The sequence below is a fragment of the Alteromonas sp. K632G genome, assembly GCF_017653625.1.
GTDB lineage: Bacteria > Pseudomonadota > Gammaproteobacteria > Enterobacterales > Alteromonadaceae > Alteromonas > Alteromonas naphthalenivorans.
The window spans coordinates 18,470-33,461 of sequence record NZ_JAGGDM010000019.1; the positions used below are offsets into that span (position 1 = coordinate 18,470).

12 protein-coding genes are annotated in these 14,992 nt (G+C 43.8%); 6 read left to right on the forward strand and 6 right to left on the reverse strand.

Features of this window, described 5'->3' with window-relative positions; translation table 11 throughout:
• The first annotated feature begins 117 nt into the window (after positions 1-117).
• Positions 118-756, forward strand: a complete 639-nt coding sequence (locus J5X92_RS16915) for a mechanosensitive ion channel family protein (RefSeq protein WP_126872871.1) — start codon at positions 118-120, stop codon at positions 754-756.
• On the opposite strand, the gene J5X92_RS16920 is transcribed toward J5X92_RS16915, so the two are convergent.
• A complete protein-coding gene (locus J5X92_RS16920; RefSeq protein ID WP_208806163.1) occupies positions 753-4,205 on the reverse strand; it encodes a PAS domain-containing hybrid sensor histidine kinase/response regulator in 3,453 nt (1,150 codons plus the stop codon). The genes J5X92_RS16915 and J5X92_RS16920 overlap by 4 nt on opposite strands.
• Positions 4,206-4,462: 257 nt before the next feature.
• On the opposite strand from J5X92_RS16920, the gene J5X92_RS16925 reads away from it, so the two are divergent.
• From J5X92_RS16925 to J5X92_RS16940, 4 genes are all read left to right on the forward strand, one after another.
• Positions 4,463-4,729: a DUF4212 domain-containing protein gene (locus J5X92_RS16925; RefSeq protein ID WP_013782567.1), complete on the forward strand. Its 267-nt coding sequence runs from the start codon at positions 4,463-4,465 to the stop codon at positions 4,727-4,729.
• Between the two features lie 4 nt (positions 4,730-4,733).
• The gene (locus tag J5X92_RS16930) at positions 4,734-6,440 is read left to right on the forward strand and encodes a sodium:solute symporter family protein (RefSeq protein ID WP_126872869.1); all 1,707 of its coding nucleotides are present in this window, start codon (positions 4,734-4,736) and stop codon (positions 6,438-6,440) included.
• Between the two features lie 128 nt (positions 6,441-6,568).
• Positions 6,569-8,398: a DUF294 nucleotidyltransferase-like domain-containing protein gene (locus J5X92_RS16935; RefSeq protein WP_208806164.1), complete on the forward strand. Its 1,830-nt coding sequence runs from the start codon at positions 6,569-6,571 to the stop codon at positions 8,396-8,398.
• A gap of 2 nt (positions 8,399-8,400) precedes the next feature.
• A complete protein-coding gene (locus tag J5X92_RS16940) occupies positions 8,401-9,084 on the forward strand; it encodes a 3'-5' exonuclease (RefSeq protein WP_013782570.1) in 684 nt (227 codons plus the stop codon).
• 33 nt (positions 9,085-9,117) lie between these two features.
• Here J5X92_RS16940 and J5X92_RS16945 read toward each other — a convergent pair whose 3' ends face one another.
• From J5X92_RS16945 to J5X92_RS16955, 3 genes are all read right to left on the reverse strand, one after another.
• A complete protein-coding gene (locus J5X92_RS16945) occupies positions 9,118-10,077 on the reverse strand; it encodes a diguanylate cyclase (protein WP_126872867.1) in 960 nt (319 codons plus the stop codon).
• A 120-nt stretch (positions 10,078-10,197) separates the two neighbouring features.
• Complete coding sequence (locus J5X92_RS16950) at positions 10,198-10,614, reverse strand: MAPEG family protein (protein WP_208806165.1); 417 nt, start codon at positions 10,612-10,614, stop codon at positions 10,198-10,200.
• Between the two features lie 146 nt (positions 10,615-10,760).
• A complete protein-coding gene (locus J5X92_RS16955) occupies positions 10,761-11,267 on the reverse strand; it encodes a fasciclin domain-containing protein (protein ID WP_013782573.1) in 507 nt (168 codons plus the stop codon).
• Between the two features lie 188 nt (positions 11,268-11,455).
• Here J5X92_RS16955 and J5X92_RS16960 point away from each other — a divergent pair, with 188 nt between their 5' ends.
• Positions 11,456-12,625, forward strand: coding sequence for a tetratricopeptide repeat protein (locus tag J5X92_RS16960; protein WP_013782574.1), 1,170 nt, complete (start codon positions 11,456-11,458; stop codon positions 12,623-12,625).
• A 124-nt stretch (positions 12,626-12,749) separates the two neighbouring features.
• Here J5X92_RS16960 and J5X92_RS16965 read toward each other — a convergent pair whose 3' ends face one another.
• Both J5X92_RS16965 and J5X92_RS16970 read right to left on the reverse strand, forming a co-directional pair.
• Complete coding sequence (locus J5X92_RS16965; protein ID WP_013782575.1) at positions 12,750-13,589, reverse strand: 2OG-Fe(II) oxygenase family protein; 840 nt, start codon at positions 13,587-13,589, stop codon at positions 12,750-12,752.
• Positions 13,590-13,773: 184 nt separating this feature from the next.
• Positions 13,774-14,985 (reverse strand): NupC/NupG family nucleoside CNT transporter, encoded by a 1,212-nt coding sequence (locus J5X92_RS16970; RefSeq protein ID WP_013782576.1) that lies wholly within the window; start codon positions 14,983-14,985, stop codon positions 13,774-13,776.
• Positions 14,986-14,992 lie beyond the last annotated feature (7 nt).

Here is a 14,992-nt window from a genome sequence, read left to right on the forward strand (position 1 = left end):
ACCTTTTATTAATGGTCTTACGAATTATTATTGTGGTGGCGACAGTAATATCTGGATGAACTCAAAAACGTTACGCGATAGCATGGGGTAACATGAGGATATAATGAGTTTTTTACTATGGTGCAGTGGTGGCAAGAGGTATTGGTTTGGCTTACGAGCTACCAATCAAACCTTATTTGGAGTGGGTTGGTTTTACTGTTTTATTTGGCGGCTTCACGAAAAATTCTTCCCAAACTTGAAACCAATATTGAGAAAACCAAATTAAAGTCTACCAGCGCAATTAAGGGGTTATTTGCCGCACGAGTTATTGTGGCGACCGTATCGTTAGCCTTGCTGCTTCTAGCGTGGGGAATCGACTTCTCAGGTCTATTGGTATTATCAACCTCTATTATCACGGTAACAGGGGTAGCGCTTTTCGCCAGTTGGTCACTGATAAGCAATATTACCGCTTATTTCATACTGTTGACGAACGTTGCGTATCGCCGAGGAAATTTTATTCGTATCCTCGATGGCGATAATTTTATAGAGGGCTATATTGCCGACTTAGGGCCATTTAGTACTCGGCTGGTTACTTCTGAGCGCGAAACCCTCATGTACCCCAATAACCTAATTTTAACTCGTCCTGTGCTTATAAATCCTAAATCAGCGTGGGGCACCATGGGTAAAGTAACCCCAACAACGGCAGCGACTAAAACGGAAGAACAATCCGATAAACCGACGAAAAAGAGCCAGGTGAAAAGCGCCCCCCAAATTTAGTCGCTATCGGTATAGTGTGACTCGCGAATATGGCGAGTCATACTTTGTAATAGTGCCCTAAGTTTTGCGGGTTTTAGCGGCTTAGATAAATAGTTAACCCCTTGATCCTTACACTTAACCACTAAATCTTCATCCGGCGTGGCTGTGATAAGCGCAGCGGGTAATATGGCATCAAGCTGGTATCTAATTTTATCTATTAAGGCTAAGCCGTTTTGCGTTTCATCGTGGCTTAATTGATAGTCCATCAATAATATCTGAGGTGATGTTTGCTCAATCAGGGCAAGCGCTTCATCCCAAGACCCCGCCAACATCACCTTAACGCCCCAGCGAGCTAGCAGCGTTTGCATGGCATCTAAGTTCTCCCTTTGATCATCTACGCAAAGTACCTGCAATCCAGTGAAAGTTGTGTTTTTAGGCTTGGCTGTCGTACTTATTGAAGAGCCAGGTTGAGCTTTTGGCAGCGTAAAGGTAAAGCAGCTACCTTTTTGAAGTGACGAGGATACGGTTATATCGCTACCCAACTGCTGGCTTAATCTACGAACAACGCCTAGCCCTAGACCAATACCGTGCTCTGCACTTTGATTAATGCGATAGAAATCACTAAAGATGTTATCTTTTTTATCTTCCGAAATGCCGATACCCGTGTCGTAAACACGAAAAGAAACGACTGACCCTACGGGTTTTATAACCAATACAACTTTGCCGCTTTGGGTGTATTTCACTGCATTTGACAGCAGGTTTTGCATAATTCGATATAAGTAAGTCTTGTCGGCCATTACCCAAAGTGGTTTAATCCATACCCGCAGTGAAAGGCCTTTTTCCCGTGCCCGCATTCTTATATCGTCAATAAGCGGGCTGAGAAGAGCCTGCACATCCACGGGCTCAATGTCTGGTTTCATTTCACCTTGGTCAAGGCGTGAAATATCTAAAAGCGTACCGATAAGGGCTTCACTTGAGGTCACGGAGTGATGCAGCTTTTGAATGATTTCATGCACACCATTCGATAGTTCTTGTTCCTCTAGTGCCGAGATATATAACTTGGCGGCATTAAGAGGCTGAAGTACATCATGGCTGGCAAGTGCCAGGAAGCGAGTTTTACTGGCATTCGCATCTTCAGCCGCCTTTCTAGCCCGTATAAGTTCAGTTTCTGCACCAGAGCGCCGCTCTATTTCAAGGCGTAGCTCGGCGTTAATAGTATGCACCTCTTCGGTTCGCCGCTTAATTCTGGCTTCTAAGTCGATGTTTGATTCTTCAAGGGCTTGTTGAATCTCAATATGATCGGTGATGTCATTAAAACTGGTTACAAAGCCTCCGCCAGGTAGGGGATTGCCTACCATTTCTATTACGCGGCCATCTTTTCGCTGCCGTTTAAATCGGTGCGGGGTACCAGAGCGCAAGTGTTCTAGGCGCTTTTCTACTTCCGCTTCTACGTCCAGTTTGCCAAATTCTCCTTGTGAAGCATTGAAGCGGATAAGTTTCTCTATGGGTATGCCTACAGCAAGAAAATCTTCAGGGTAGGTGTATAGCGCTGCGTATCGCTTATTCCAAGCCACTAAATTTAAATGTTTATCGACTACGCTAATGCCTTGATCCATGTTCTCCAGCGAGGTCAAAAGCGCAGTCATATTAAATTGCATAGCTTGCGTGGTGTCATCGAAAAAGTTAATCACTTCCGTGAAGTCCATTTTCTTGCCACGCAGTGCGCTGTCTAATAACACTTTGGCGCTGGATGCACCTATAACACCGCCTAGCGCACGCTCACAAAACGCAAGAAAGTCTTCATCGGGAGAAGCTTGGTGGTTCAGCGTGCAACTATTGTGATGCTGATATTGCTCAATAAGCTGTTCGCATCGACCTGTACCCATGAAGGTTGATAGTAGCGTGGTGAGGTCAGATACCGTCACATTGCTATTAGGACCTTTAATCACACTATTTTTAACCACAGCAGGAGACACAAAGGCCTCGGCTTGAATTCTGTCGATGAGCCGGTGCGGGGCGAACCAAGAGAAAATAATATACATCACGGTATTAGCGCCAAGGCTTATCATCGCGCCTTGGCTGATAAGTTCGTTGTTGGCAAATTGCGAGGTTTGTTTTCCTACGAGCGGAAATACCAACCACAGTACCCAAAGTATTATTCCCACTAACAAGCCTGCGTAAACACCATGGGCATGGGCACGTTTCCAATATAATCCACCGAGGATCGCCGGCATCAACTGGATGACTAATGAAAACGCAATAAGCCCAATTGAGTGTAGCGAGCGGCTACTGGTCATTTGTTGATGATATAAAAATGCCATAAGTAAAATGAAAGCAATAACAACGCGTCGGATAAGGCGTATCTGCGCAGAGAAATCTCTTTTTTGCGCAGAATTTCCTCGAAATGCTAAATAGCGGGGCAATATCACGTCATTGGTTAGCATGGTGCTTAAGGTTAGGGTTGCCACAATTATCATTGCAGTAGCAGCAGATAATCCGCCCACAAATACAATAACTTGTAGCAAGGCCGAGCCCGAGAACATGGCGAGTGACAGTACATAGGAGTCTGGCTCAACGCTGGCGCCGGCAAAAATAGCTTTACCCGCAATAGCTATAATGGGAATAACCGCAGAAATTATCGCGAGATAAAGTGGGAACAACCAACGGGCCGTTTTTAAGTGTGAAAGGCTCAGGTTATCAATGACCGCCACATGAAATTGGCGAGGTAGACATACAATGGCAGCCGCGGCCATGATGGTTTGAGCGATAAAGTTGAACGAGCTAAATTGAGAGAGTGCGGCTGTATTCACAAAGGTTTCAAGAAAAGGGCCTGTTTCGGTTTGTCGCCACGCGCTGTAGCCCACAAAAGCCACTAACACCAACGCCAGTAACTTAATCGTAGATTCAAAGGCGATAGCGAGCATTAACCCTCGGCGGTACTCAGTTACATCGGCATGTTTAGTGCCAAAATAGATCGCAAATACAGCAATAAACGTGGTGGCAGCAATCACGATAAAATTACTATTAGGCTGCTGGGTTAACAACTGAAAAGTAGAGCCAATCGCTTTTAACTGCAACGCAATATAGGGAATGGTAGCCAACAGTGCGATAACGGTCACTAGCAGAGCGACGGTTTGACGCTTCCCATAACGCGACGCGATAAAGTCAGAAATTGTGGTGATATGTTGCTTTTTACTCACCAGAGTTAGCTTATAAATAAATCGATACCCAAGCACATAGACCAATATTGGCCCTAACATAATGGGTAGGTAAATCCATGTGTCGCGACTGGCTTGTCCCACCATGCCGAAAAATGTCCACGCCGTGCAATATATGGCCAGTGCCAGCGAGTAGATGGCTGGATGCGAGGTTAACGCGCGGGCACGGGGCGAGTTCTTATCGCCCCAACTCGCCAAAGAAAAAAGCAAAAATAGATACAGTACCGCAAGCGTAACCCAACCGAACGTCATGAATTCCCTTTAACTTAAAGTTAACAAGTCTGTGTGCATTATAATCATTTCGACCATGGTCTACCTACGACCATGGTCTCATTTTGAATTTGAATAGTGAGGTCTAGAGTATACATCGTGCTCCTAAGTGCTTGACTTTTGCCGCTCTGAGGCCTGTTCGGTCTAAATGAAAAAGCTTGGCAATAATGTTAGCAAAGCTGGGCGTTAGGAAAATGTAAAAATAAAACAATTGATTAACCTGACATGAGGACGGAACAATGGCATTTAGAAATGATGACGACAAAAAAGCATATTGGAAGGAGAACTTGTCTCTCCTTGCCAAGCTTTTAATCGTTTGGTTTGCGGTGTCGTTTGGCGCCGGCATTTTGTTTGTCGATGTGCTAGACAATATCCACTTTTTTGGATTTAAACTGGGTTTCTGGTTTGCGCAACAAGGTTCCATTTATGTATTCGTCGCTCTAATTTTTGTTTATATGTCAAAGATGAAGGCGATGGATAAACGTTATGGCGTAAACGAGGAGTAATACCATGGACGTTCAACTACTAACATTTATTATTGTAGGCGCAACATTTGCGCTATATATCGCCATAGCTGTATGGGCTAGAGCGGGTTCTACTAACGACTTCTACGTTGCTGGTGGCGGTGTGCCTCCCGTGCTAAACGGTATGGCTACCGCTGCAGACTGGATGTCGGCAGCATCATTTATTTCAATGGCCGGCCTTATTTCCTTTATGGGATACGACGGCGCAGTTTACCTAATGGGATGGACTGGAGGCTATGTATTGCTTGCCTTGTGTCTAGCACCCTACCTACGTAAATTCGGTAAATTTACTGTACCGGATTTTATTGGCGACCGCTACTACTCCCAAACCGCGAGAACCGTTGCAGTTTTCTGTGCGATCTTTGTTTGCTTTACCTATGTGGCAGGGCAAATGCGAGGCGTAGGCGTAGTATTTAGTCGTTTCTTAGAAGTCGATATCGTGACGGGTGTAGTTATTGGCATGGTTATCGTGTTTTTCTACACGGTACTTGGTGGCATGAAAGGCATTACCTATACTCAAGTTGCGCAGTTTTGCGTAATGATTTTTGCTTATATTGTGCCTGCGGTATTTATCTCTATCATGGTAACTGGCCACATTCTTCCACAAACGGGGTTCGGCGCCACGCTCGCAGATGGGTCGGGGATGCATATACTGCAGAAACTCGACAGTCTGTCGGTGGAGCTCGGATTTCATGAATATACCTCCGGCTCGAAGAGTACCATCGATGTGTTCTTTATTACTTTTGCATTGATGGTAGGTACAGCTGGATTGCCTCACGTTATCGTTCGCTTCTTCACTGTACCGAAAGTACATGATGCGCGTAAGTCGGCAGGTTATGCATTAGCATTTATTGCTATTCTTTACACTACGGCACCGTCTCTTGCAGCTTTTGCTCGCGTAAATATGATTGAAACCATTAACGGGCCTGAACTAACTGGTACAAGTTACGAGCAAGCACCGTCGTGGATTAAAAACTGGGAGCAAACTGGGCTTATCGAGTTCAACGATAAGAACGGTGATGGGGTGATGTTTTACTCTGGTGATGAGCGCAACGAAATGAAAGTTGACCGTGACATCATGGTATTAGCTAACCCTGAGATAGCAAATTTACCAGCATGGGTCATTGCATTAGTGGCCGCTGGTGGCGTAGCTGCAGCACTGTCTACTTCCGCAGGCTTACTGCTTGTTATCTCTACATCGGTGTCTCATGATTTGTTGAAGCGTAACTTTGCGCCCAATATAACCGATAAGTCTGAGCTCTTTTATGCGCGACTGGCCGCAGGGGTAGCCATTGTTATTGCAGGTTACTTTGGGATTAATCCACCGGGCTTTGTGGCGCAGGTGGTCGCCTTCGCGTTCGGTCTGGCGGCATCCAGTTTCTTCCCTGCCATTATTATGGGTATCTTTAGCAAACGTATGAATGATAAAGGCGCTATTGCAGGCATGATTGCAGGTATTGCGTTCACTGCTGCCTATATCATTTACTTCAAGTTTGTTAATCCTGCGGCAAATGTACCTGAAAACTGGTGGTTTGGTATTTCGCCAGAGGGCATAGGTACGTTAGGTATGATAGTTAACTTCCTTGTTGCTTTTATCGTGTTTAAGTTTACCGATGAGGCGCCGGAAGAAATTCAAGAGTTAGTAGAAAGCATTCGCTATCCGAAAGGGGCGGGCGAGGCATCTGCACACTAACGGCTAGAAGTTAATTGTTAAAACAAGAAGCTGACGCTCAGTAATTAACTGAGCCTTTATTAAGCCAACCCGTTCAAAGAGGAAACTCTAAAAGCGGGTTGGTTTTTATCGTTTCAGGAGCATTGTGTATGACAGCTATTGCCCAGCAAGTCGCAGATTTTGTTGCTGCATCTGCGCCCTTTGATACGCTTGATGTGGATTCATTAACTGATTTACTTACCTCGGCAGAATTGCTTTACGTAACAAAAGAAAACCTAAAGACCTTAGTTGGACAATCTCGCCGAATTTATCTCATTCAAAGCGGCCAGTTTTCGGTAAGTACCGAGCAAGACGCCCCCCGTTATGTTAGTGAAGGGGACTACTTTGGCTTCCAGCGTGTTTTGGATGGTAGAGACTATCCAATGTCGGTGACGGTAGAGAGCCCAGGTCTAGTGTACAGCTTTGATGAAGCACCATTTAAAGCGCTTCTTCGTTTCGATAGCATTAATACTTTTTTTAATGGATTGCGACATGATGCACTACAAAATCAGGCTATAACAGAGTCAAAATCTATGTGGTTGTACAAACCACTTTGTGATTTAACAGAAAAAGCACCCATTGGCACCGATGTAAATACGCCCATTCAACAAGCGGCTCAACTGATGACCGATAACCGTGTGTCGTCTCTTCTCATTACTGAAGCAGGGCAGCTAGTGGGTATCGTTACCGATAGAGATTTACGTTCCCGAGTGGTTGCCGCCGGTGTTGCGCTGACGAACCCTGTTAGCAGTGTTATGACCTCGTCGCCAGCGAATGTTGCCAGTAACCTAACGTTATTTGACGCCATGGCGTTAATGACCGAAAAAAACATTCATCATCTGCCTATTTTAGATAAAGACAGTCATGAACCCGTGGGTATGGTGACGGCCAGTGATATTGTTCGCCATCAACGAGGCAGCGTTCTATTTATTATTGGCGAACTGTCGAAAGCGAGCAATTTGTACGAATTAACGCGTTTAGCGTGGCAGCTTCCACACTACTTTTCTGCACATGCTAAACACGCAGGCGATTATGATATTGCAGGTAAAGTGCTATCTCAGGCCACTGATATTATGACGCGAAAACTCATTGGCTTCTTTCAGCAAGAACATGGTAAAGCCGGCATGATGTTTTCGTGGCTAGTCTATGGCTCACAAGCGAGAGAGGATCAGACAATGGGATCGGATCAAGACAACGCGTTGCTATTAGCTAAATTGCCCACGCAAGCACAAGCCGATTACTTTGCCGCCATGGCTGACTATGTCTGCAAGGGATTAGCAAAATGTGGTATTAAGCTATGCAGTGGCAATATTATGGCGAGTAATCCCGAGCTGAGGTTAACGTTAGAGCAAGCGGTTGAACAAGCGCGGAAATGGGTAAATGCGCCTACCAAAGATGCCATTATGCACTTTAATATCTTTCTTGATGCACGCTGCGCCGCGGGTGATGTGGGCTTGTTTAAAACGCTACAACGTCAAAGAATGCCCCTGCTTAAACAAAGTTTATTTCTTGCGGCATTGTCCCGTCATGCAAATGAAGTCTCTGTACCTCTTTCTATGTTTCAAAAATTTACTTATGAGAAGGGAGGGAAGCTGAAAGATACGATCGATTTAAAAGTACGTGCGGTGGCACTGATCAACAATATTGCGCGTATTTATGCCCTAGCAGGAGGGATATCAGTACCTGGCACTCTCGCAAGGCTATCTCTGTTGCCCGAAAATTCTGAGCTTTCTACCAAAGATGCAGCGAATTTGCGGGATATTTGGATATTTTTAAATCGATTACGCTGGCGGCACCAACTTCAGCATAACGTGGCAGATAATAGTGTGTCAGTGTCGTCTTTATCTTCTATAGAAAAGCATCAACTAAAGGCATCGTTTCAAGCTATCGAAAGAGCCCAAAAAGCAATTATCATAAATTTTTCCGGTGGCATGGCATAGGTATGTTGCAATGGCTAAGTAACTGGTTATCTGGGCGCGGTCCATCATCATTCGATAGGTTCAAAAACGCGACCTTACAAGACACTACCCTTATGTCGATTGATTTAGAGCTGACCTCCTTAAACGCCAATGAGTCAGAAATTACCTCTTTTGGCTGGGTATGTGGGCGTAATAGTAGCATTGCTCTAGAAACTAGCGCTTATAGCGTTGTGAAAACCAAGGCGTCTTTAGGGCAAAGCCCCGTTATCCATGGACTTATTCAGGATAATATTGCAAAGGGCGAGAAAATAGAAGATGTGCTGACTAAATTTACCGCACAGTTACCCTCGAAGGTTTTAGTTATCCATAATGCGAATTTAGATTTGGCGGTGCTAGATGCGGTATTTAGGCGATTAAATTTACCGGCACAAGAGGTTTATTACATCGACACTTTACAACTTGCTTTGTATGAATTGAAAAAAGAGCACGAAGTCGTTCCCTCAAATAGTGCATCCCTAGGTGCATGCTTACTACGAGCTGGTTTACCGGCGGTGCCTCAACATAATGCCTTAGAAGATGCCATGGCAGCGCTACTCCTATGTTATGCACAGTTAGCGTCATTAGGGCTAACACAACAAAGTTGCTTGGCAGACTTATCACATACTAAAGCGCTTGGTAAGAAAACACTTGGGGTGGTTAAGCCTTAATAAATTACCCTAAACTAAGCATTACCATACCACTTAAATTTCCGGCTCCATAACATTGTGAGCCTTTTCCACGCTACTTACGACACAGTTTCTACCTTGCCCTTTTGCAGCATAGAGGCTTTTATCAGCTTGCAGCATAGTGAAGTCGATGGTTTTGTTGTCGTCTGGATTTTTAGTTGCTACCCCAGCGCTAATTGTCACTCTTGCAAGGTTTGAATCAGCGTGGGGAATGTTTAAATTAAACACGGTTTCCAAAAGTCGATTGGCGACTAATTTTGCGCCTTTTTTATCAGTGCTAGGTAGAATAACTAAAAACTCTTCACCGCCCACACGAACTAATTTGTCCATAGGACGCAACAAGCTATCGTTAATTGCCTTGCTAAGCCTCCATAAGCAGCTATCGCCTTCCATATGCCCATATCGGTCGTTGAACCGCTTAAAGTAATCAACATCGAAAAGTACAAGAGAAAGAGGGTTATGACTCCGCTTGCCATCTTTCATCAAGCGCGGAAGGTAGTCTTCTAAATAATGTCTATTATAGGCGCCTGTTAGCCTATCGATATAAATGAGATTTTCTAACAGATCATTTTTGAGCTTATGATTGAGGTGCGCTTTCACGCGATTTTGTAACGTGCATGCATTAATAGGTTTGGTCACAAAATCAACACAGCCAGAATTCCAGCATTTTGATTGGGCTTCGTCAGATGTTGTTGCGGTAACGAAGATAATTGGAATATCAGACTTGCTCGGGTTTTCACGCAAGGCTTTTGCAACTTGATGGCCATCCATGTCTGGCATATAAACATCCATCAAGATAAGATCAGGCGTATTTTCTTCACAGTAAGCAAGCGCTGCTGCACCGGAAGAAACAGATGTACAACTAACAAACTCATCAAGAAGCCCTTCTAAAATTATTCGAGAGCTTGCTTGATCATCTACAATTAATAAATGGCAGTCTGATAATGTTCGTTTATTTACTTGCTCAATAAACATGTTAGTCCTTTACCTACAATGCAGCTGTTTCCAACTATTTGTAAACCTTATACTCAGAGTAACGCGGCGAGTGAAAAAAATGCATTAAACATAAGTTTAATAATTAACATTTTCACTCATTTAGATTAACGATATAAAAAGAAGCACGTACAGTATTAGGTTAGTTACCAGCCCTATCATATAAAAATAGGTTCTCGGACTTGGATTACGCTCAGTCGCCATCGCATAATATAATGCCATATGAACAATTCTACATAAGCCATACACCCAAACTAAGATAGCCAGATAGAGAGGGGTAACACCAACAAACATGCAAAGTATGGCTGGAATAATAAACTGGTTTACGTTCTCAAGTGAGTTGTGAAACGTTCTATGGCTTCTAAATACAAAACTGTCATGACTTAAGTCTTCTGCGACTTTTCCTGGTACATAAGACGACTGTTTGCGATGCGCTACTGCAGCAACGATATTTTGAACTAATACCGTTAAAATGATTACCGCAAGCCCTGCGATAGTGTAAGTGTAAATAATGAACATGACTTCATCCTTGTAAGCTAGTTAATTGGTATACGGGCTAGAAGAAGGTTCTGGATTACAAAAAATATCAGTGCTAATGAGTTTGCACGGAGTGTCTTACATGGAAGGGGGGAAGTAGCGGAAACCCGCTACTTACTATGAATGGACTATAACGCTTTTTTAACTTCAGCAGGAAGCAGTACAGTGTCGATAACGTGAATCACACCATTTGATGTTTTTACATCAGCTTTCGTTACTGTTGCATCGTCAATCATCACTTTGCCCATGGCGGTAACCACCTTCACATCACTGCCTTCAACAGTAGTTGCACTGGTCAGTGACATAACATCTTCCGCCATGACTTTGCCGGATACTACATGGTAAGTAAGTACTTGTGTTAATAGCGCCTTATTTTCAGGCTTCAATAACATCTCTACGGTACCTTCAGGTAATTTAGAGAAGGCTTTGTTGGTAGGAGCGAATACAGTGAAAGGACCGTCACCTTTTAGTGTGTCTACTAGGTCGGCGGCTTTTACAGCAGTCACCAATGTTGAGAATGTTTCTTGACTAGCAGCAGTATCAACAATATCAGTTTTCTCGGACTCCATATGATGGCCAGCAAAAGCAGAAAGACTCATCAAACTCATCATTACCAATGGGATTAACTTACGCATAAAATTTTTCCTTAAATTGAGATAGAAAATTAAATGATGTTGCGCAGGTTGTTACGCTACCACCTCAATTTGGATGATTAAGTTTACGTAATGGGAAAAGTAGGAAGATATGAATATGTAAAAATAATGTTAAATTATTGGGTGCTGCGCTATACTTCGCCAAGGTGTTAATAGGGGAGGGCTGCATTATGTTACTTCGACATCTTATTACTGCACTACTCGTTTTTATCGGTTCAGCTATGCTAGGTTGTGCTAGCACTACGCCCGTTGTTGCCAAGAATCCTTATCCTGCATTACACGACCATCTATTTCCAAGTTATGCGTCTTTTCCAATTGAAACGGAAGAGGAGGTATTTGCACTAGAAGAAGATGCTCAGTTATTTGTCGATGAGGCTGTTTTTGAGTCGGGAGGAAAAACAACCAACGTAAAAGGTCTGATCTCGTCAATCTTTGACCATTCTGAAATGGGACTATTGTACCGCAGCAATGCGAACTCGGTTGCCAGTGAGACGTTTTATAATCGTTCTGCCAACTGCCTTTCTTTGTCTATCATGACTTACGCTATGGCTCAGCACGCAGGCTACGATGCCACATTCTATGAAGTAGATATACCCGAGTATTGGACAAGGCGTGACGGCTTCAGCTTTTTAAATGGTCACGTAAACTTAACTATCAATGTCCCGAAAGATCCATTAGTGACCAACATCGGACCAAGTAGTGCAGATGTTGATTTTGACCCACAAATGATCAGAACGCACTTTCCACGGGTGCCGGTTACCAAGCGCCTCGTGCTGTCTATGTTCTATAACAACAAAGGCGCCGATGCGCTAATTGCCAACAGTTATACGCGGGCATACAGCTACTTTAGGGCTGCTGCAGTATTATCGCCAGAGTTACAACAAAGTTGGGTCAATTTAGGTGTGCTTTACCGTATGGTCGACGCATTTGAAGCCGCAGAGCAAAGTTATCAGTTTGCGTTAAATCTAGATGAGAACAATCTGACCGCGTGGGACAACTTGTCTATTTTGTATTACCACCAAGGGTTATTTGATAAATCAGCACAAATTAAAGCAAAGGTAGAAGCGCAACGAAAAGAAAATCCTTTTTATCATTTCATTCTTGGGGAGCAAGCTTTGGACGAAGGGGAGTTAGCAGATGCATTGGAACATTTCCAACGCGCGCTTCGCTTAGATAATACCAGACACGAAGTGTTTTTTGGGTTGGCTAAAGTGTATTACGAGATAGGAGATATCAGTAACGCTGAGCGTTACATCAAACGCGCAATTCAACTTGCACCCAATTCACAAGATGAGAACCGGTACATGAGTAAGCTTTCCACGATTGCTCTGAACTACTAATTAATAACGACTAACTACTTACAAAATGAGTAGTGACCACGTAAATGCGGCGAGCGTATCAATAAATTACACCAACAAAAAAGCCACGTTAAAACGTGGCTTTTTTTTAAGAGAATAGCGCTCTTTAGATAACACCTAGCTCTTTCAAACGCTCTTGCAGGTAAGTACCCGCAGTATGACGTTCTGAAAGCTTTACATCCGGACGAGGGTGTAAGAATAGTGGCAATGAAATACGCGACTTGGTCATGTCTGCGCCATCTGGATTCACAACACGGTGTGTCGTTGATGGGAAGTAGTGACCTGAAGCTTCTTGAAGCATATCGCCGATATTCACAATCAGGCTACCAAAATCGCAAGGTACGTCTAACCAACTGCCATCTTGCGCTTTTACTTGTAACCCTGGCTCGTTAGAAGCAGGAAGAATAGTAATAAGATTAATATCTTCGTGAGCCGCTGCGCGAATAGCATCTACTTCTTCTTCGCCACTTAATGGTGGATAGTGAAGTACACGTAGTAGCGTCTGATCTGAATCTTTGATCATGTCGCCTAACGGTTGGCTGTACTTATTGCTGACTTCTTCTGGAGAATGTTTCTCAATCCAGCCTAATAGTTCAGAAGCAAGCGTGTTAGCTTCTGAATAGTACTGCGACAGCAACGGACGAAGTTCGTCAGGACATTGTCCCCATGGGTAGTAATGGAAGTACTCTTTAATATCTTTTTTCGTGAAGCCTTTAGCTACCTCTGAAACACTTTGAGGGAAGAATCCATCTTGCTTACCTTTGTTGTAAAGGTAGTCATTTTTTTCTTCGCTATCGAAAAATCCTTGCCAGCTATCGTATATGCCTTGCACGAGTGACTGTTGAATTGGGTGGTTTTTCAATACCCCAAAGCCCGTCTCTCGTAGTGACTTAACGAATTCTTCTTGGGCGTTTTCCGCCGTGTAATCAACAGCAACTAATTGCATAACATTATCCCGTTTATTTTGATTGCGGCATTATAAAGGTAGACGGGCCGCCAAAAAAGCTGTGGTAGTTGACTTAAATCAATCAACCTCATCTAAGATGCCTAATGTAATCAATGTAGACCATTTAGTCTACATTTGGGCGAAATCTTAGCCTAAAAATTAATCTAGTAATTAACCTTGTCGTTTAGCCAAGTGTTAAGTAAATGCCTGCGAGCGCTGCGCTCATCAAGTTTGATAACGTTGCTGCAATAACTGCTTTAAGGCCCAACTGAGCAATTTCTTTTCGGCGAGTAGGTGCCATAGCACCAATACCACCCATCAAAATAGCAATAGAGGACAAGTTCGCAAAACCGCAAAGTGCAAAAGTGACAATAGCTTGCGTTGATTCAGACAGGTTGGGTTGGTGCTCAAGGTAGTTAAGGTAAGCCACAAATTCGTTAACTACCATTTTCTGACCGATAAAGCTTCCTGCTATCTGCGCTTCTTCCCACGGAACACCAATTGCCCATGCTAAGGGTTGAAGTATGTAACCCATGATCCCTTCAAAGGTAACATTTTCATACCCTAACAACCCACCTGTCCAACCCACTAAGCCGTTGAACATGGCAATTAGGGCGATGAAGGCAAGTAGCATAGCGCCCACATTTAATGCGAGTGTCATCCCAGATGCTGCACCGCTAGCAGCCGCATCAAAGACGTTGGCGTAGCCAGTGTCTTCCGAATCTATTTCGCTTAAGCCGTCTTTAGGTTCTTCGGTTTCTGGCAAGATGATTTTTGCCATCAACATACCGCCAGGCGCTGCCATAAAGCTTGCTGCGAGTAAGTATTTTAAATCTACGCCCATACCCGCATAACCCGCCATGACTGAACCTGCAATAGAGGCTAGGCCACCTACCATCACGGCAAATAGCTCAGAACGCGTCATATGAGGTATGAAAGGGCGAACGACTAATGGGGCTTCGGTCTGCCCTACAAATATGTTTGCTGCCGCTGACATAGATTCAGGACGACTAGTTCTCAATACCTTTTGAAGGAAGCCACCAATCACTTTAATAATTAAGCCCATCACTTTTAAGTGATATAGCACAGCAATAAGTGATGAAAAGAAAACGATAACGGGCAACACATTAAAGGCGAATATAAATGCAATGGATTTATCGCCAATAGGACCAAAGAGAAAGTCAATTCCATCTTGACTGTAGGCAATGATGTTAGCAACAAACCCTGTTGCTGCTAACAGAACTTCTTTGCCTAGCTCAGAATACAGAACAAATGCGCCGATTAAAGCTTGCATAGCAAAGGCGCCACCGACAGTACGAAAACTAATGCTGCGTTTTGCCGACGAAAGCGCGAATGCAATACCTAAAAGGACTGCAATGCCCAGTAAACCCACCATAATATCA